14 protein-coding genes and 1 pseudogene are annotated in these 17,872 nt (G+C 72.3%); 2 read left to right on the forward strand and 13 right to left on the reverse strand.

Features of this window, described 5'->3' with window-relative positions; all coding sequences use genetic code 11:
- Nucleotides 1–169: 169 nt before the first annotated feature.
- Nucleotides 170–994 (reverse strand): ABC transporter ATP-binding protein, encoded by an 825-nt coding sequence (locus ACH5AC_RS08505; protein WP_398860953.1) that lies wholly within the window; start codon nt 992–994, stop codon nt 170–172.
- A complete protein-coding gene (locus ACH5AC_RS08510; RefSeq protein WP_398860954.1) occupies nt 987–1,922 on the reverse strand; it encodes an ABC transporter permease in 936 nt (311 codons plus the stop codon). Before ACH5AC_RS08510 ends, ACH5AC_RS08505 begins: the two co-directional genes overlap by 8 nt.
- Nucleotides 1,923–2,085: 163 nt before the next feature.
- Between ACH5AC_RS08510 and ACH5AC_RS08515 the strand changes: the two genes are divergently transcribed.
- Nucleotides 2,086–2,721 (forward strand): TetR/AcrR family transcriptional regulator, encoded by a 636-nt coding sequence (locus tag ACH5AC_RS08515; protein ID WP_398860955.1) that lies wholly within the window; start codon nt 2,086–2,088, stop codon nt 2,719–2,721.
- Between the two features lie 27 nt (nt 2,722–2,748).
- Here ACH5AC_RS08515 and ACH5AC_RS08520 read toward each other — a convergent pair whose 3' ends face one another.
- The 3 genes from ACH5AC_RS08520 to ACH5AC_RS08530 form a co-directional block, all read right to left on the reverse strand.
- Complete coding sequence (locus ACH5AC_RS08520; RefSeq protein ID WP_398860956.1) at nt 2,749–3,717, reverse strand: ADP-ribosylglycohydrolase family protein; 969 nt, start codon at nt 3,715–3,717, stop codon at nt 2,749–2,751.
- A 27-nt stretch (nt 3,718–3,744) separates the two neighbouring features.
- Complete coding sequence (gene galE, locus ACH5AC_RS08525; RefSeq protein ID WP_398860957.1) at nt 3,745–4,725, reverse strand: UDP-glucose 4-epimerase GalE; 981 nt, start codon at nt 4,723–4,725, stop codon at nt 3,745–3,747.
- Nucleotides 4,726–4,853: 128 nt separating this feature from the next.
- The gene (locus ACH5AC_RS08530; protein ID WP_398860958.1) at nt 4,854–5,354 is read right to left on the reverse strand and encodes a MarR family winged helix-turn-helix transcriptional regulator; all 501 of its coding nucleotides are present in this window, start codon (nt 5,352–5,354) and stop codon (nt 4,854–4,856) included.
- Between the two features lie 103 nt (nt 5,355–5,457).
- Between ACH5AC_RS08530 and ACH5AC_RS08535 the strand changes: the two genes are divergently transcribed.
- Nucleotides 5,458–5,871, forward strand: coding sequence for an organic hydroperoxide resistance protein (locus tag ACH5AC_RS08535; protein ID WP_398860959.1), 414 nt, complete (start codon nt 5,458–5,460; stop codon nt 5,869–5,871).
- A 15-nt stretch (nt 5,872–5,886) separates the two neighbouring features.
- On the opposite strand, the gene ACH5AC_RS08540 is transcribed toward ACH5AC_RS08535, so the two are convergent.
- The 8 genes and pseudogenes from ACH5AC_RS08540 to ACH5AC_RS08575 form a co-directional block, all read right to left on the reverse strand.
- A complete protein-coding gene (locus tag ACH5AC_RS08540) occupies nt 5,887–7,554 on the reverse strand; it encodes a hypothetical protein (protein WP_398860960.1) in 1,668 nt (555 codons plus the stop codon).
- 72 nt (nt 7,555–7,626) lie between these two features.
- Nucleotides 7,627–8,916, reverse strand: a complete 1,290-nt coding sequence (locus tag ACH5AC_RS08545; RefSeq protein WP_398860961.1) for a hypothetical protein — start codon at nt 8,914–8,916, stop codon at nt 7,627–7,629.
- An 11-nt stretch (nt 8,917–8,927) separates the two neighbouring features.
- Entirely contained in the window at nt 8,928–11,147 is a 2,220-nt protein-coding gene (locus ACH5AC_RS08550; RefSeq protein ID WP_398860962.1) for a CDP-glycerol glycerophosphotransferase family protein, read from the reverse strand.
- 2 nt (nt 11,148–11,149) lie between these two features.
- Nucleotides 11,150–13,354 carry a CDP-glycerol glycerophosphotransferase family protein gene (locus ACH5AC_RS08555; protein ID WP_398860964.1) on the reverse strand — a complete coding sequence of 735 codons (2,205 nt, stop codon included), beginning with the start codon at nt 13,352–13,354 and terminating at the stop codon, nt 11,150–11,152.
- A 350-nt stretch (nt 13,355–13,704) separates the two neighbouring features.
- Nucleotides 13,705–13,953, reverse strand: a pseudogene (locus tag ACH5AC_RS08560) (glycosyltransferase family 2 protein); the annotation flags it as partial.
- A gap of 146 nt (nt 13,954–14,099) precedes the next feature.
- Nucleotides 14,100–14,957, reverse strand: coding sequence for a carbohydrate ABC transporter permease (locus tag ACH5AC_RS08565; protein WP_398860965.1), 858 nt, complete (start codon nt 14,955–14,957; stop codon nt 14,100–14,102).
- Entirely contained in the window at nt 14,954–16,297 is a 1,344-nt protein-coding gene (locus tag ACH5AC_RS08570; protein ID WP_398860966.1) for a carbohydrate ABC transporter permease, read from the reverse strand. Before ACH5AC_RS08570 ends, ACH5AC_RS08565 begins: the two co-directional genes overlap by 4 nt.
- Before the next feature lie 4 nt (nt 16,298–16,301).
- Nucleotides 16,302–17,681, reverse strand: a complete 1,380-nt coding sequence (locus ACH5AC_RS08575) for an ABC transporter substrate-binding protein (RefSeq protein WP_398860967.1) — start codon at nt 17,679–17,681, stop codon at nt 16,302–16,304.
- Nucleotides 17,682–17,872: the final 191 nt, after the last annotated feature.

The following is a 17,872-nucleotide window of genomic DNA, read 5'->3' on the forward strand; positions in this document are numbered from 1 at the left end:
CTCCATCGCTTCCCGGCAGCCACTCTGTCTGGCCTCCTGACGGAGCCAAAGGGTGCAAAGTGGAGCCAATCGGACGAAATTCATAGTGGCACCGATGGAGTGGAGGGGCGGTCCGCAGTTGGGCCTTACGAGGGAAGGGCGGCGGGTGCGGGTTGGGGCCTCGGGGCCGTCAGCGGGCTGCCGTGAACTTCTCGTACTCCCTCATGACCTCCTCCGTCGGTCCGTCCATGCGCAGTTCGCCGCGCTCCAGCCACAGCACGCGCCGGCAGGTGTCGCGGATGGTGGCGTTGCTGTGGCTGACCAGGAACACGGTGCCCGCGTGGGCGCGCATCTCGCGGATGCGGTCCGCCGAGCGGGCCTGGAACCTGGCGTCGCCGGTGGCGAGGGCCTCGTCGATGAGCAGGACGTCGTGGTCCTTGGCGGCGGCGATGGAGAAGCGCAGGCGGGAGCCCATGCCGGAGGAGTAGGTGCGCATGGGCAGGGAGATGAAGTCGCCCTTGTCGTTGATGCCGGAGAAGTCGACGATCTCCTGGTAGCGCTGCTTGATCTGCTCGCGGGACATGCCCATGGCAAGGCCGCCGAGGTAGACGTTGCGTTCGCCGGTCAGGTCGCCCATGAGGGCGGCGTTGACGCCGAGGAGGGAGGGCTGGCCGTCGGTGTAGATCCGGCCGCGCTCCACGGGGAGCAGGCCGGCTACGGCCTTGAGCAGGGTGGACTTGCCGGAGCCGTTGGTGCCGATCAGGCCGATGGCCTCGCCCTTGTGGGCGACGAAGGTCACGTTCTTCACGGCGTGCACGAGGCGGGTGCCGGCGGTCTTATCGGCCTGTCCGCGGCGCAGGATGCGGTTGAGGGCGGCGGTCGCCGAGCCACGGCCGCCGGAGGCGCCGTTGACGCGGTAGACGATGTCGACGCCGTCGGCGACGACGGTGGGGACGCGCTCGTCGGGATGTGCGGTGAGGGTGCGCCCGTCGGGGCGGGGGGTGGGGTCAGCCACGGCCGTACGTCTCCTCGGCCTTCCAGAAGTAGATGAAGCCGCCGACGCCCGCGAGGAGCGCCCAGCCGGCCGCGGTCGGCCACACGTGGGGCGGCAGTTGGCCGGCGTGGAAGCTGTCGATGAGGGCGAACCGGACCAGGTCGATGTAGACGGCCGCCGGGTTGGCGCGCAGCAGGTCGACGGCCCAGGCGGGCAGGTCGCCCCCGTGGTCCTTGATGATGTTGTCGATGCTGAACATGACGCCCGAGACGTACATCCAGGTGCGCAGCACGAACGGCATCAGCTGGGCGATGTCCGGTGTCTTCGCGCCGATCCGGGCCAGGGCCAGCGACAGGCCCGCGTTGAACACGAACTGCAGGGTCAGTGCCGGGAAAACCAGGACCCAGGACAGTGCCGGGGGCACGCCCACCGCGAACAGGATGAGCAGCAGGGCGCACATGGAGAACAGCAGCTGCTGGAGCTGCTGCAGGCAGAACGAGATCGGCAGCGCGGCCCGGGGGAAGTGCAGGGCGCGCACCAGGCCGATGTTGCCGGAGATCGCGCGGGTGCCGGCGAGGATCGAGCTCTGTGTGAAGGTCCACACGAACACGCCGGTGACCAGGAAGGCGACGAAGTCCTCGATGCCCTCCTTGGTGTTCATCAGGACGCCGAAGATGAAGTAGTAGACCGCCGCGTTGAGCAGGGGCGTCATCACCTGCCAGACCTGGCCGAGCTTCGCCTGGCTGTACTGGGCGGTGAGCTTGGCGGTGGCGAACGCGGTGATGAAGTGGCGGCGGTCCCACAGCCGTCGGACGTACGCGCGCAGGGACGGGCGGGCGCCGCTGACCGAGAGGCCGTGACGGGCGGCGAGGGCCGCGAGGTCTTCGTACGCGTCGTAGGTGCGGTGGGGGACCGTCGTCGGGGGCGGTGTGTCGAGGACCTGAGTCACATCCGCTGCTTTCGCTCGGTGGGGGTGGGGTGCGCGCGTCTCTTCCCGTTTTCTTCCCGTTCTCTTACGTCGGGACGGGACCGTATCGTCGCAACGCGAGCGTAGGCCGATCCGGCGTCGGAACGCAACCGTATCGTCGTAACGCCGTCCTATGCTGGTCGGTATGACGACGAACGCCGCGACCCCCGGCGGACCCCAGCCCCGTCCGCGCCGCAGGGCCCCCGCGGGCGCGGCCGTGCTCCGCGAGGACGTGACGCAGGCCATCCGGGCGGCCGTCTTCGAGGAACTCGCGTCCGTCGGCTACGCGCGCATGTCCATCGAGGGCATCGCCCGCCGGGCCGGCGTCGGCAAGACGGCGGTCTACCGCCGCTGGCGTTCCAAGCTGCACCTCGTCCTGGACATCGTGTCGGCGATCGCGGTGCAGGGCCTGCCCGCGCCGGAGACCGGCGGCCTGGAGGACGATCTGCGGGTGCTGTACGAGGTGACGTCCCGCGCGCTGCGCCACCCGGTCGCCTCGCAGATCATCCCCGACCTGCAGGCCGAGGCGGCCCGTAACCCGGAGATCGCCGAGGCCCTGCGGAAGGCGCTGCGGGAGGGTCAGGAAGGCGTCGCCGTGAAGATCGTCGCGGCGGCGGAGCGGCGCGGGGAGGTCCGCGCCGGCCTCGACGACGAACTGGCCCTCGACCTGATCTCGGGACCCCTCTACTGGCGGTCCGTGGTGATCCGCACCGACGACCTCCCCAAGGGCTACCTGGACACACTGGCACGGGCCACCGCGGCGGCGCTCAAGGCCCTGTGAGCACCGCCGGGTCCCGGCGGCACCCGCCTACCCGAACGACGCGCCGACGCCCCGGGCGCCGCTCAGCCGCCGGGCCAGGTCCGTCAGATCCGCCGCGTCCAGGACCCGCTCGCCGAAGCCGGGCAGCGGGACGCGCAGGGCGGACGTCCACCGCCGCGGGACGGCCCCGGCCCCGTACACGGCGCCCGCCAGAGCGCCGGTGACCGCGGCGACGGTGTCCGTGTCGCCGCCGAGGTCGATCGCGGCGCGCACGGCGTCCTCGTAGGAGGAGGTCGTGCGCAGCGCCCAGACGGCGGAGCCGAGACAGGGCCACACGGCCCCGTTGAACTCTGTGGCGTCGTCCGGGTGCCAGCCGGGCGAGAGGACGGTGGCGTACCGGTCGCGGTGGGCCGGGTGGAGGGCGGCCAGGGTGTCGGGTACGGCGGCCGGCGGGTCGTCGCCGTCGAGGGCGACCCGGAGCAGCTCGTGGAGGGCCGCGGTGCCCTCCCAGGCCGCGCGGTCGCCGTGGGTGAGGGCGGACAGACGGCGGGCCGCGTCCATCGTCGCCGCGCGGCCCTCGCCCGCGAAGTACACCGCGGAGGTCGCCGCCCGCATCAACGCACCGTTGCCCGCGGCCCGCTGACTGACCTGGAAGTGCAGGGCGGCCGCCGTGTCCCACGGGTCGCCGCTGCCGAGGACCGCCTCCGTCTGCAGGCCGATGTCCTTCGGGTCGGCGGCCGCCCAGCGCCGGAAGCGGGCGAAGACATCCGGCAGGTCCAGCCCGTCGCGCTCCAGGAGCGACTCGCCGACCAGTACGGCCATCTGTGTGTCGTCGGTCGCCTCACCCGGGTCCCAGCCGCCGCCCCCGCACATCTCACCGCCCTGTCCGGCCGTCGGGAAGCGCGCGGAGAAGGCGCCCTCGGGCCCGAACTCGAAGGGGGCGCCCAGCGCGTCACCCACGGCGGAACCGAGGACGGCGCCGGCGGCACGGTCGTCGCGGTCGATCTCGTAGGGCACCTGAGCACCCTGGACCCGGGGCCGCCGCTAGACCCGCGCCGCCTCCGGATGGCGTCGTACCCAGCCCTCCCAGGCTGAGGTGATCATGTCCTGGACGTCGTGCTTGGCGGTCCAGCCGAGTTCGATGGCGATGCGGTCGGCGGAGGCGACGACGCGGGGTGGGTCGCCGGGGCGGCGGGGGGTGACGGTCGGGGGCCGGTCGTAGCCGGTGACGGCGTTGATGAGGTCGATCATCTCGCGCACGGAGACACCCTCGCCGCGGCCGATGTTGAGGGTGAGATTGAGGCCGGGGGAGGAGCGCAGGGCGCGCGCGGCGGCCACGTGGGCCTCGGCCAGGTCGACGACGTGGATGTAGTCGCGGACGCAGGTGCCGTCCGGGGTGGGGTAGTCGTCGCCGAAAATGCGGGGCGGGGCGTTCTCCGTGAGCTTCTCGAAGACCATCGGGACGATGTTGGAGACAGTGGTGTCGGCCAGTTCGGGGGCCGCCGCGCCGGCGACGTTGAAGTAGCGCAGGGACGCGGTGGACAGGCCGGTCGCGCGGCCCGTGGCGCGCACCAGCCACTCGCCGGCCAGCTTTGTCTCACCGTAGGGCGACAGTGGCAGGCAGGGGGTCTCCTCCCGCACCAGGTCGACGTCCGGCATGCCGTACACGGCCGCCGAGGAGGAGAAGACGAAGGAGGGGACGCCGGCGGTGACCACCGCGTCCAGGAGGACGCGCAGGCCCTCCACGTTCTCCCGGTAGTAGAGCAGGGGGTCGTCCATCGACTCGCCGACCTGCTTCTTCGCCGCCAGGTGCACGACGCCCGTGACGGCGTGCCGGGTGAGCGTGTCCGCCAGGCGTTCGCCGTCCAGTGTCGAGCCCGCCATCAGGGGGACGCCCTCCGGCACCCGTTCGGCGATCCCCGTCGACAGGTCGTCGTACACCACCGCCCGCTCGCCCGCCTCGGTCATCGCCCTTACGACGTGGGCCCCGATGTATCCGGCGCCACCCGTGATCAGCCAGGTCATCCGCGGTCGTCCCCTCGTCGGTCGGCTCGTCCGCTCACAGTGAAGCAGCTCACAGTGAAGCAGCTCACAGTGAAGCAGGCGGGGCGGTTCGTCGCCTCAAGCGCGCCGACCGGCTGTCGTCGCCGGCGTCAGGACCGGTGCAGGGCGTCCCCCTCGGTCGCCGAGTCCAGGGCCGCCGTGAGGTTGTCGAGGCGTTCGCGCAGGGTTGTGAGTTCGGCGAGGTCGAAGCCGGTGGCCTCGGTGATGCGGCGGGGGACCTTCAGGGCCCGCTCGCGCAGGGCCATGCCCTCCGCGGTCGGGCGGATCGTCACCGAGCGTTCGTCGAGGGCGCTGCGCTCGCGCACCACCAGGCCGGCCGCCTCCAGCCGCTTGAGCAGCGGGGAGAGGGTGCCGGAGTCCAGCCGCAGGTGTTCGCCGAGCTTCTTCACCGGCAGCTCGCCCCGCTCCCACAGCACCAGCATGACCAGGTACTGCGGGTAGGTCAGCCCGAGGTCCTTGAGGATCACGCGGTAGACGCCGTTGAAGGCACGCGAGGCGGCGTGCAGGGAGAAGCAGATCTGGCGGTCCAGGCGCAGCCAGTTCAGTTCGTCGAGGGTCTGTGCTTCAAGGGGGGTCGGTGTCGGGCTCATACCGCCAGGGTAGCTCCGAGCGTCATTGAGTTGTGCACAATTTAATTGTGTGCTTCACTTGAGGGGTCAAGCAGCAGGACGACCCGAGAGGGATGGTTCATCCATGGACGCGCTCTACACCGCAGTCGCCACCGCCACCCACGGCCGGGAGGGCCGCGCCGTCTCCTCCGACGGCAAGATCGACCTCGCCCTGGCCATGCCGGTGGAACTGGGCGGCAACGGTCAGGGCACCAACCCCGAGCAGCTGTTCGCCGCCGGTTACGCGGCCTGCTTCGGCAGCGCCCTCGGCCTCGTCGGCCGCCAGGCCAAGGTCGACGTGAGCGAGGCCGCCGTGACCGCCGAGGTCGGCATAGGCAAGGAGGGCGAGGGCTTCGCCCTGAAGGTGACGCTGCGCGTCGAGCTCCCCGACACCGTGGACGAGCCGACCGGTCGCAAGCTGGTCGAGCAGGCCCACCAGGTCTGCCCCTACTCCCACGCCACCCGCGGCAACATCGACGTCGACCTCGTCATCGAGTAGCCGACACGGCGGCGGTCAGCCGACCCGCGCCAGCACCTCCCCCGTGCGCCGGCTCCACGCCACCACCACCGCCTCCTCCGGCAGCGGATGCCACCGCGTCAGCAGCAGCCAGCGGACGCGGTGGCGGCCGGCGATCGCCTCACGCTCGGCGCGGGTCGAGTCCGGGGCGAGATACGCCTCGACGTCCGCCCACCTGCGCCGCCGCTCCCGTTCGTCGAGGGCCGCGTCCGGCCAGGCGGGCGCCGCGAGGTTCGGCCCGTACCCGGCGATCGCGTGCACGGCGTAGTACCCGTCGGTGATCACCACCTCGCCGGGGCCGATGTGCCGCGCGGCCCAGTCGTACGTCGGCCAGCGCGGCGGCTGCTCGAAGCCGACCGGGTCCAGCGAGCGCGGCACCACCGCGCCCGCGTGCACGGTCAGGAAGCCCAGGCAGACGGCCCCGGCCGCGGCCACGCCCAGCGCCCGGCGCGCGGGACGCCACGGCCCGGGCGCCGCCAGCTCCACGGCCAGCGCGAACTGCGGCGGCACCAGCGTCAGGCCCAGGATGCGGCCGTAGGTGTAGTGGCCGCTGACCCAGCCGTACGCCACGACCGCACAGTCCAGGACGAACATCAGCACCAGCGGGTCCCGCCACGACGGGCGCCCCGCTGCGAGGGCCGAGACATGCCGTCGCTCGTGTGCGGCGCCGTCGTGGCCGGTCGCGCCCCGCGGCGGAGCCGCATGTCGACACAGCCCCGCGCCCCCATGGGGCCGCGCTGCCCGCGCCCACAGCGCCGGCAGGCCCAGCAGCGCCAGCCAGAAGTGGCTGCCGAGGCCGTCGTAGAGGCGCCGGTGCATCGCGTCCACGCTGGCGTCGTCCGCCAGCGCGAACACGTCGAAGTACGGCCAGGCGGCGGCCACGGCCAGAGTCGCCGTGCCCGTCAGTGCCCAGCGCGCCACGACCGCCCCGCTCCACCTCCGCTGCCACCCGGCCACGAACGCGACCGCGCCCAGGAGCGCCGCCACCGCCGTGATCGGATGCACCAGCAGGATCAGCCCGTACAGCGCGCCCAGCCCGGCGTACCCGGTCGGACCGCGCGTCCCGCTCGGGCCGAGGAACCGCACCCGCCGCCCGTCGAGGGCCCGCGCGCCCGTCAGCGCCCACGCCCAGAAGGCCAGCCCGATGGCGAAGGTGGACGGATAGCCGAGGTTGCCGGTCATCGACATCAGGCCCAGATAGCCGCTCCACCAGGCCCGCTCCGTGCCCCACAGCAGGGTCATCGCGGCCAGCGCCAGCACCGGCGCCCACGGCCGGGGCGTCAGCACCCGCACGAACCGGCCGACGCCCGTCAGCAGCACCAGCAGGTTCAGCGGGCCCGCGACCCGCAGCACCTCCCAGCCGGTCAGCCCGGTCAGCCGGGCGAAGGCGCCCTCGGCGACCGCGTACGGCGAGTAGTACGGGCTGCCCGCGCCCGGCAGGTCCGCCGTCGGGTGACGCGGGCTCAGCAGATGCGCCTTGAGCCGCTCGACGACCGCCGCGTGCTGGCCGGCGTCGCAGCACAGCGGCACCCGCCAGTACGCCAGCGACATCACCAGGAAGAACAGGAACCCGACGACCTGGTAGGGGCTCGGACGCCACCGGCGGCCGCCGTGCAGCGCCGTCGCACCGCGCACCGGCCGCCGGGTCAGGACACCGGCGCTCACCGGACGTACAGGGGAAGGGACGTAAGGGGCACTGGCCGTATGTTCCCGCCGGGTCAGCGGCCTTGCCGACCGTCACCCCAAGGAGTGAGCCCGATCGGCGCCCGCCGCCTGCTCCTGCGCCGGCACCGCCACTGCCCGCGCCCGCACCGCCGGCTCCAGCAGCAGCGGCAGCCCCAGCACCGGCAGCAGCCAGGCCAGGACGATCAGCCGGTCCCCCCAGATGTTGATGTCGGGGTGCCCGGCCTGGGTGAGGAGGCCGGTGCAGGCGGCCGCCGCCACGAACAGCCCGGCCGCCGGACGCCGCGCCGCCCCCCACGCCCCGCCCGCCAGCGCCACCAGGAACAGCGGCTGCCACAGCTGCCGGCGCAGCCACTCCACCCAGAAGTTGACCTGCAGGTGCAGGAACTCCGACCACGGACGGGCCCGGTCCGGGCGGCCGAAGTGACCGGTCAGCAGGTCCTGCACGCTCTCCGAGGTGGACGGGTGGCGCAGCAGCCCCGCCAGCAGCAGCGTGCCCAGGACCGCGCCGCCGCCCACCAGGGCGATCGCCCGCGCCGGACGCCACCCGCCGCGCCGCAGCAGAAGCAGCCCCGCCGCGCCCGCCAGACACAGCCCGAGGAACAGCGCCTGCGAGTGCTTGACCGTGAACAGGGCCGCGAGCGACCCGCCCACCAGCCACAGGCCCGCCCGCAGCCGCCCGTTCAGCGCCAGCGCACACCCCCACAGCGCGGCCAGGGTCAGCGCCAGCATCAGCCCCTCCGCCATGGGACGCATCGCTGTCGTCCCGCACGGCAGCACGTAGTACAGGCCCTGCCCGGCCAGGCACACCGGTGTCGGCGCGCGCAGCGTCCGCAGCACCAGGAAGACCAGCACCCCGCCCGCCACCGTCACCGCGACGCCCGCCGCCCACACACCCCACGCCACCCCGAACACGGTCACGAACGGCACCAGGAACACCGGATAGCCGGGCCGCGCCTCGAAGATCCGCATGAAGCGTTCCGACGCGAACGGCGCCGTGTGCCCGCCGGTCTGCCCCGCCCGCAGCCGCGCCCCGACGCCTCGCCACTCCTCGGCGCGGCACTCGGCCATGACCCGCGCGGTGGGGTCGGGCCGGTGGAAGCGGATCACGTCCACGTTCTGCCGCCGCGCCGCGTGCGCGGCCCGGCCCGCGCACGCGTAGTCGATGGTCGCGGCCGCCGCCGCCCGCTTGTCGTCGCCACGCAGGGAGAGGGCGTACGACAGGTAGTTCTTGGTGTCGGGCGTGTCCCGGCCGGTGACGTTGGCGAGCTGCATCAGCGCGAAGACCACGGCCAGGACCAGCACCCAGCCGCGCGTCCGCAGCCGGCCGGGCAGCCGGCCCATCGGCAACCGCCTCACGCCGTCGCGAACATGTCGCCGCTGACCGCCTGGCGGGGCACCAGCGCCGAGGCGGCCCGCAGGGGCGGGGCCTCGCCCAGCAGCAGCGTCCGTACGACCCGCTCGGCGGCGCGGCCGTCGTCGTACGCGCAGAACCGCTCCCGGAACGACGCCCGCAGCCGCCGCGACTCCTCGTCCCGCCAGCTGCCCGATGCCAGCAGCGAGGCCAGTTCGCGGTAGCTGCGCGACACATGGCCGGGCGGCTCGGCGGTGATGTCGAAGTAGGTGCCCCGGCTCGCCGTGTACGACGCCCAGTCGTCGGCGTGGACGACGATCGGCCGGTCCAGGTTGGCGTAGTCGAACATCAGGGCGGAGTAGTCGGTGACCAGGACGTCGGAGGCGAGCATCACGTCCTCGACGTGCGGCTCGTCCGTCGCGTCGATCACGATGCCGCGCCGGTGCAGGTCGGACAGGCCCAGGCCGCGCGCCGGGCCGGTCGCCAGGGACGGGTGCAGCCGCACCACCAGTGTGTGACCCTCGCCGAGGTCGGCGGCGAAGCGGGCCAGGTCGACGCGGTCGACATGGCCGCCGCGCCGGTACTCGCGGCGGGTCGGGGCGTACAGCACGACGGTGTGGTCGGCGGGGACGCCCAGCCGGGCGCGGACCGCGCGTCCCCTGGCGTCAGGGGCGTTCACCAGGACGTCGTTGCGCGGGCTGCCGGTCCGCACCGAGGTGAAGTGGCACGGGTACGCCCGCTCCCACACCAGCTCCGAGTGCTCGTTGGCGACCAGGCTGTAGTCCCAGCGGTCGGCGCGGCGCAGCATCTGCGGCACGTCGACGCCGAGCCGGGCGCCGGGCCGGTCCAGCAGATCGGCCGCCATGTACTTCAGCGGGGTGCCCTGGTGGGTGTGGATGTGCACGCTGCCGGGGCGTTTGACCAGCGTGCCGGGCCAGTTGACGTTGTTGACGAAGTAGCCGGCCCGGGCGGCCAGGCGGCGGTAGCCGGGGGAGTCGAGGAGGACGTGCTCGACGCCGTCGGGCAGCGCGGCCGCCGTCTCCTCGTCGCGCACCACCCACACCCCGCGCAGCTGCGGCGCGATCTCCCGGGCCTTGTGGTAGATCGCCGCCGGGTCACCGAGCACACCACGGTGCGAGAACGCCGAGTACAGCACCAGGTGGGGGTCGAGGGAGCGACGGGACCGGACGGCGAGGACACCGCGGCGCATCCGCGCCCCGGCCGCCGTACGCAGCTGCTCGCCGCGCCGGGTCAGCTCCGCCGCGGCCCTGCCCGCCTGCCGCCGGACGCGATAGGCGGCGTAACCGCCCTCCAGGACGCGCAGTTCGGCGGGGACGGGCTGGGTGCCCTCCGGCCTCTGCGCCCGGAACATCTCGGCGGTGCGGCGGAAGAACTCGCCCTTGTCGGCGGGCGGCAGCCGGTCCGGCTTGGACAGGATGTCCAGGCAGTGCTCGCCCAGCTTGCGGTGCAGATAGGGGCGCCAGCCCGCCAGCTCGGGGCGGGAGTCCACGAACGCGAAGACCCGCTCGTACTGGTCGTGGATGTCGAAGTGCTTGCGGCTGGTGGTGGACAGGATGTTGCCCTGGCGGCGCTGCCGGTAGTTCAGGCAGATCCGGTCCAGCGTGGCGATCCGCTCGGCGCTGAGCAGCACCGGGAACGTCCACGGGGTGTCCTCGTAGTACCCGGGCGGGAACTCGAAGCCGTTCTTCTCGACGAAGCCGCGCCGGTAGACCTTGTTCCACACCACCATCAGCAGGTCGAGGATCTCGGGGAACCCGGCGGCGGTGAACGTGTCGTCGCGTGCGGCCAGCACCGGGGCCAGGGCGTTCCTGCGGGTGCCGCCCCACCAGTAGGTGCGCGCGTAGTCGAAGACCAGCACGTCCGGGTCGCCGGTGGCGTCGAGGCGGTCGGCCAGGGCGCGCAGCGCGCCCGGCGTGAGGGTGTCGTCGCTGTCGAGGAAGAACAGGTAGTCGCCGGTGGCGTGCGGCATGCCCGCGTTGCGGGCGCGGCCCAGGCCGACGTTCTCCGGCAGGTGCAGGGCCTTCACACGGGGGTCGCGGGCCGCGTACTCGTCGAGGATGGCGCCGCAGCCGTCGGGCGAGCGGTCGTCGACGGCGATCACCTCGATGTCCCGGTACGACTGCTCCAGGATCGAGTCGAGACACTCACGCAGGTAACCCTGCACCTTGAAGCAGGGGACGATGATGCTGAAGCGGGGCATTGTCAGCTCCTGACCAGGGTCGTCGCGGCGGGGGCGGGGACGCGTTCGGCGAGCGGCAGCACCGGCGGGACCGCCTGCGGCGGCTCGCCGAGCAGCACACGGCGCACGACCCGCTCGGCGGCGCGGCCGTCGTCGAACTCGCAGAACCGCTCCCGGAACGCGGCCCGCAGCCGCGCCGACTCCTCGCCCGCCCAGCTGCCGTCCCGGAAGATCCGCGCCAGGTCCTCGGGGGTCCGGGCGACCGGTCCCGGCGGGGCCTCCGTCAGGTCGAAGTAGACGCCCCGGGTCTCCTGGTACACCTCCCAGTCGTCGGCGTACACGACGATCGGGCGGTCCAGGTTGGCGTAGTCGAACATGATCGACGAGTAGTCCGTGACCAGCGCGTCCGCGGCCAGGCAGACCTCCTCGGAGGAGCGGTGCCCGGTGACGTCGATGATCCGGCCGCTGCTCGCCCTTCCGCCCCGGTCGTAGAAGTAGTGGGCGCGCAGCAGCACCACCACGTCCTCGCCGGCCGCCGCGCAGAACGCCTCCAGGTCCAGGCCCGTGTCGAAGCCCGTCCGGTAGTCGCGGTGGGTGGGCGCGTACAGGACGGCGGTCGTGCCGTCCGGGACACCCAGCTCGCGGCGGACGCGGGCCACGTCGTCGGCGGTCGCCGTGTAGAAGACGTCGTTGCGCGGATAGCCGTACTCCAGCTGCTCGTACGAGCCCGGGAAGGCGCGCTCCCACATCTGCGTGGAGTGGGTGTTGGAGGACAGGTTGTAGTCCCAGCGGTCCACCCGGCCCAGCAGCTTGGTGAAGCTGCCGGTGGCGGCGGCGACCACAGGGTACGTCGACTGGTCGACGCCCATCGTCTTCAGCGGCGTCCCGTGCTGCGTCTGCAGATGGACCGTGCCCGGCCGTTTGACCACGCCCTCCTCGAAGTTGGCGTTGTTGATGAGGTACTTGGCGCGGGCCAGGACCCGCCAGTACCGGCGACTGCCGATGACGGCGTGGTCGACGCCCTCCGGCACGGTGTGCGCCTGGTCCGGCTCGACGAGGAACACCGACCGGATGTGCGGGGCGAGTTCGGCGGCCCTGGCGTGGATCGCGGCCGGGCTGCACGCGTAACCCCGGCCCCAATAGGCGCAGTACACCGCCAGGTCGGGGTCGATAGGGCGGCGCAGCTGACGCCGGTAGAACAGGCGCGTGCGCAGTCCGTGCGGGCGGGGCAGACGCTCCACGGCCGCCGACACCGCCCGGTTGACGCCCCGCAGCGCCCGGAACGCCGTGTACGCGCCCGCCGCCAGGAGCTGGTGCTGCACCCCGAGACTGCCGCCCGGCCGGCGGAAACCGGCGGGCCTGTGGAGGCGGTACAGCCGGGACGCCCGGCGGAAGAACGGCCGGCGCAGCGCGGACGGCAGCCGGGTCGGATGGGCCGCCGTGCGCAGAACGGCGGCGAACAACTGCTCGAACAGCGGGCCCGACCGCTTGGCCGGCACCTTCAGCTCCGTGGCCCGCGCCAGCACCAGCTCCACTCCGTCGAGCAGCTCGGCCTGGTGCGGGCCCGGCTGGTTCAGCCGGCTGCCCTGCCGGCGCAGCAGATGCCGTACGACGACCCGGCGCAGGACGGCGGCCCGCCCGGCGTGCAGCATCACCAGGGCGCCGAGGACGAGGTCGGTGAAGTGGCTGTCGGGGAAGGCCAGCCGGTGCTCGCCGAGGAACGCCCGCCGGTAGATCGCGCTCCACGCCGGCAGCTGCACCCCGGTCAGCCAGGGCGCGTCGGCGGGCGCGAAGGGCCCCCGCGGCGCCCTGGCCAGCAGCGGGGCGGCCGGGTTGGTGGGCTCGCCCTCCCACCAGGGGGTGCGCTCGTGCTCGAACAGCAGCACGTCCACCTCGCCGGTCTCGGCCAGGCGGGCGTCCAGCGCGGTGAGCGCGCCGGGGGCGAGGGTGTCGTCGCCGTCGAGGAAGAGCAGGTAGGCGCCGGTCGCCGCGCGCATCCCGGCGGTACGGGCCCCGCTCAGACCCGAGGACGGCGGCGAGTGCACCGGCGCCACCCGGGAGTCCCGCTCGGCGTACCCGGCGGCGACGGACGAGGCGGGGGCGTCGGGGCCGTCGCAGACCGGGATCAGCTCGAAGTCGAAGAAGGACTGGGCGAGGACGGAGTCCAGCGCCAGGGACAGCCGGCCCGCGACCCCATGGGACGGGACGATGATGCTGAAGCGGGGCATACTGATCTTTCTCTCGACGTCCGGACACGGGTCGTCGTCCGGATACGGGCCGGTCACGCCCGGCGGGAACGGCCGGGGCGCCCGGACGGGCGCCAGGTGGCCGGCCGGCTCGGAGTGGGCCGCGAGGGGCTGGAAGGCATGGGCACTCCCGGTGCTGACAACGGCGTTCAGAGGCTGTCGGTGACGGTGCGGCGGCCGGAGGGGCGCGGCAGGGTGGCGAGCGGGGAGCCCACGAACACCGTCTCCTGACGGGGTTCGCCGCCAGTACCGGCGGCCGCCGCCGGCACCACCCGGCGCACGACCCGCTCGGCGAAGATGTCGATCAGCTCGTCCTCGCTCTCGGAGCAGGTGCCGCGGGCCGCCTCGTACGCCTCCCAGTCGCCGGGGCCCGGTCCCGAGTCGTCCGGCAGGTGCAGCGGGCGCACCCGGGGGTCACGGGCCGCGAAGGCGTCGATGATCTCCCCGCAGGCGTCCGGCGAGCCGTCGTCGACGGCGATCGCCTCAAGGTCCGGCCACGACGGGGACAGCACCGACGCGAGGCACTCGTGCAGGCGCGCCTGGACCTGGTACGCGGGGACGGTGACACTGAACCTGGGCAAGGGACATCCATGGGTCGGCGCGGGCGTTCTGCCCGGGAACGGCCGATGGAACGACTTGGTTACGGCTCTTGCGGCATACGGGGGAAACAGGCGTGCACGGCGAGGGGCGCGCCGGTCGTGCCGGGCCACGCCCCTTTCCGTACGGCCTACTTGACCGCGCCCGCCATCACGCCGGACACGAACTGCCGCTGGAACGCGAAGAACACGGCCAGCGGGATCACCATGGAGATGAACGCGCCGGGTGCCAGCACGTCGATGTTGTTGCCGAACTGCCGTACCTGGGTCTGCAGGGCGACCGTGATCGGCTGGCTGTCGGCGTTGGTGAACACCAGGGCGACCAGCATGTCGTTCCACACCCACAGGAACTGGAAGATCGCCAGGGACGCGACCGCGGGACCGGCCAGCGGCATCACGACCCGCAGGAACAGCCGCAGTTCACCGGCGCCGTCCAGGCGGGCCGCCTCCAGCAGTTCGCGGGGGATCTCCGCGAAGAAGTTCCGCAGCAGGAACACCGCGAAGGGCAGACCGAAGCCCGTGTGGAAGAGGACCACACCCAGGATGGAACCGAACAGCCCGATGTTGCCGAACAGTTCGGCGATCGGGATCAGCGCCACCTGCACCGGCACCACCAGCAGCCCCACCACGAGCAGGAACCACCAGTCGCGGCCCGGGAACTCCATCCACGCGAACGCGTAGCCCGCGAGTGAGCCCACGACGACCACCAGCAGGGTCGCCGGCACCGTGATCAGCACGGTGTTGACGATCGAGTTGGTGATGTCCTCGTTCTCCAGCAGCCGTTGGTAGCTGTCGAAGGTGATCTGGGAAGGCTCGCTGAACACCTTCCACCAGCCGCTGGCGGCCATGTCCTCGGGGGCGCGCAACGAGGAGATCAGCAGACCGATCGTCGGCACCAGCCAGAACAGGCCGACGACGATCAGGAAGACCCGGACCACACCGCTGTTGACCCTCTCGACGATCTTCCCGGCGAGTGTCTTGGCCGTCATCGCCGCACCTCCCGCCTGAGCCGCCGGACGTTGAACCACATCACCGGGATCACGAGCAGCAGCAGGAACACCGCGATCGCGCTGGCGATGCCCGGCTGGTTCTCGGAGAAGCCCTTGCGGTACAGCTCCAGGGCGAGCACGTTCGCGTCGTCCTGGGAGGAGCCCGGGGCGATGATGAAGACCAGGTCGAAGATCTTCAGCACATTGATCATCAGGGTGACGGTGACGACCGCGAGGACGGGCGCCAGCAGGGGCACGGTCACCCTGCGGAACACCTGCCACTCGTTCGCCCCGTCCACCCGTGCCGCCTCCAGCAGATCACGCGGCACACCCGCGAGCCCCGCCGCGATCAGCACCATCGCGAAACCGGCCCACATCCAGATGTACGAGCCGATGATGGCCGGGGTGACCAGGGACGGGCCCAGCCAGTCCAGTCCGTTGTACGCCTCCTTGAAGTTGCTCGCCGGAAGCCTCAGTTGGGCCCCGTCGGCCTTCTCCGGCAGGGTGAAGGTGCCGTCGGCGGCCGCTTTGGTCGACGCCACGACCTTGCCGTCCTTCACCGCCTCGATCCGCATGCCGGGATAGCCCAGCTCGGCCGCGTCGGGTGCGTTCAGCGCGCCGACGCCCTTGCCCCGGGTGAAGTCCTGCCAGGTGGTGCCGGTGACCTTGCCCGGGTCCGCCTGGGCCGCCACGGCCGGTTTCGCGTCGCCGGGCATGTTGTCGGGGGCGACCCCGACGAGGGGCAGGGTGACCGGTTCCCCGGCGCTGACGGTCGCCTTGGTGATGAAGCCGCCGCCCGGGGCGGGCTCCAGCGGCGAGTCCCGCCCCGGGTGGGCCTTCGGGAACGCCGACGCCTCGGCGAACGTGTCGTGCACCCCCACCCACACCGCGTTGGCGACACCCCGGTCCGGGTCCTGGTCGTACACCAGCCGGAAGATGATGCCCGCCGCCAGCATCGAGATCGCCATCGGCATGAAGACGACCAGCTTGAAGGCCGTGCCCCAGCGGACCCGCTCGGTGAGCACCGCGAAGATCAGCCCGAGCGCGGTGGTGATCGTCGGTGCGAACACCACCCAGAAGATGTTGTTCTTCAGCGCCATACGGATGCCGTCGTCCGTGAACAGCGCCTGGTAGTTGTCGAGTCCGGCGAAGCCGTCACCGGGCTGGTCGTAGAAGCTGCGGATGACGGAATACCCGATCGGGTAGACCACGAGCGCGCCCAGCAGCACCAGGGCGGGCAGCAGGAACAGCGCCGCCACGGTCCTGCGGGTGCCGGTCACGCTCTTGCGCGAACGAGGGGCGGGGACCTTGGAGGCCCCCGCCGCCGCTGCCGACGCCACCGCGTCAGTTCCCGTACGCCCGTGCCGCTTCGGCCTCCAGCTTCGCCTGCGTGCCCGCGACGTCCGACGGGTTCTTCAGGAAGTCCTGGAGGATCTTCCACTCGCCCTTGCCGGGGGTGCCGCCGAACGCCTGCGGCGCCTGGTCCGACATGTCGAAGCGGAAGTCGTCACCGGACGCGATCAGCGACTCGGCGATGGTGCGCTGCGTGTCGTTCGGGTACGCCGACGAGTCGACGTTCTTGTTCGGCGACAGGTAGCCGCCGAGCTTCGCCTGGATCGTCGCCGCGTCCGGCGAGGCCAGCCAGGTCGCCAGCGCCTGCGCGCCCTCGGAGTCCTCCAGGATCACCGCCGCGTCACCACCGGAGACCACCGGCGCGGTCGCACCCACCGACGGGAACGGGAACACCTTGGCCTCCGTGCCCACCTTCGCGTCGGTGTCCGCGATGTTGACCTGCACGAAGTCGCCCTCGTAGACCATCGCCGCCTTCGGCTGGTCACCGCCGGTGAAGGTCTGGGTCACCGAGGCCGGGAACTCCGTCTGCAGCGCGCCGTCCGGGCCGCCCGCGATCCACTCCTTCTTGCCCCAGATGTCGGCGAGCGTGGTCAGGGCGTCCTTGACGGAGGAGTCCGTCCACTTGATCTCGTGCTTGGCCAGCTGGTCGTACTTCTGCGGGCCCGCCTGCGACAGGTAGACGTTCTCGAACCAGTCGGTCAGGGTCCAGCCGTCGGCGCCGCCGATCGAGAACGGGGTCACCCCGGAGTCGTAGACCGTCTGGGCGGTGGTGAGCAGTTCGTCCCACGTCTTGGGCTCGCTCGCCCCCGCGTTCTCGAAGACCTGCGCGTTGTACCAGATCAACGACTTGTTGGCGGCCTTGTAGTACACGCCGTACTGCTGGTCGCCGACCTTGCCGATGTCCTGCCAGCCCTGCGAGTAGTTCTCCTTCAGCTCATCGAGCGCCTTGTCGCCCAGTGGCTTGGCCCAGCCCCGGTCCACGGCCTGCTTGATCGCGCCGGGCTGCGGCAGCATCGCCACGTCCGGCGGGGCGCCGCCCGCGATCTTCGAGCCCAGGAAGTTGATGATCGGGTCCTGCGCGGGCACGAAGGTCACCTTCGCGCCGGTGCGTTTCTCGAACTCCGCGAGGACCTTCTTGAAGTTCGCCTGTTCGGTGCCGGTCCAGACGGCGGCGACCTCCAGGGTCGTGCCGTCCAGCTTCGGGAGGGTGACGGAGCCGGCCGTCTCGGTGTCCCCTGGGTCCTGGCCGGCGGTGCCGCCGTTGTTGTCGCTGTCGCCGCCGCAGGCGGTGAGCGTGAGCGCCAGCGCCCCCGCCGCCAACGCCGCCGCTGCCCGCACGGTCCTGCTCTTCCGGATGGTGTTGCTACGCATCACTGCCCCGTTCTTCGTGCCTCGTCGAACGTTCGAGCGCTGTCCCGTGGGCTCTGGTCTACGCCGGGTGGGAGAGGTCGGCAAGTGCGCACGGGGTGTCAAGCGGGGGATCGTGACCGCGTCGTGACTGGTTCGACCACCGTTGGCCCAGTGCGGGCGGGGGCTGTGGGCCGGCCCGCGGCGGGCGTGGG

This window comes from Streptomyces sp. NPDC018693 (assembly GCF_044391385.1).
Classification (GTDB): Bacteria; Actinomycetota; Actinomycetes; order Streptomycetales; family Streptomycetaceae; genus Streptomyces.

Excerpts from the sequence above, each read along its gene's own strand:
- ACH5AC_RS08515 (WP_398860955.1), top strand. The coding sequence starts at position 2,086 with ATGACGACGAACGCCGCGACCCCCGGCGGACCCCAGCCCCGTCCGCGC.
- galE (WP_398860957.1), bottom strand. The coding sequence starts at position 4,725 with ATGACCTGGCTGATCACGGGTGGCGCCGGATACATCGGGGCCCACGTC.
- ACH5AC_RS08530 (WP_398860958.1), bottom strand. The coding sequence starts at position 5,354 with ATGAGCCCGACACCGACCCCCCTTGAAGCACAGACCCTCGACGAACTG.
- ACH5AC_RS08535 (WP_398860959.1), top strand. The coding sequence starts at position 5,458 with ATGGACGCGCTCTACACCGCAGTCGCCACCGCCACCCACGGCCGGGAG.
- ACH5AC_RS08545 (WP_398860961.1), bottom strand. The coding sequence starts at position 8,916 with ATGGGCCGGCTGCCCGGCCGGCTGCGGACGCGCGGCTGGGTGCTGGTC.
- ACH5AC_RS08550 (WP_398860962.1), bottom strand. The coding sequence starts at position 11,147 with ATGCCCCGCTTCAGCATCATCGTCCCCTGCTTCAAGGTGCAGGGTTAC.
- ACH5AC_RS08555 (WP_398860964.1), bottom strand. The coding sequence starts at position 13,354 with ATGCCCCGCTTCAGCATCATCGTCCCGTCCCATGGGGTCGCGGGCCGG.
- ACH5AC_RS08565 (WP_398860965.1), bottom strand. The coding sequence starts at position 14,957 with ATGACGGCCAAGACACTCGCCGGGAAGATCGTCGAGAGGGTCAACAGC.
- ACH5AC_RS08575 (WP_398860967.1), bottom strand. The coding sequence starts at position 17,681 with ATGCGTAGCAACACCATCCGGAAGAGCAGGACCGTGCGGGCAGCGGCG.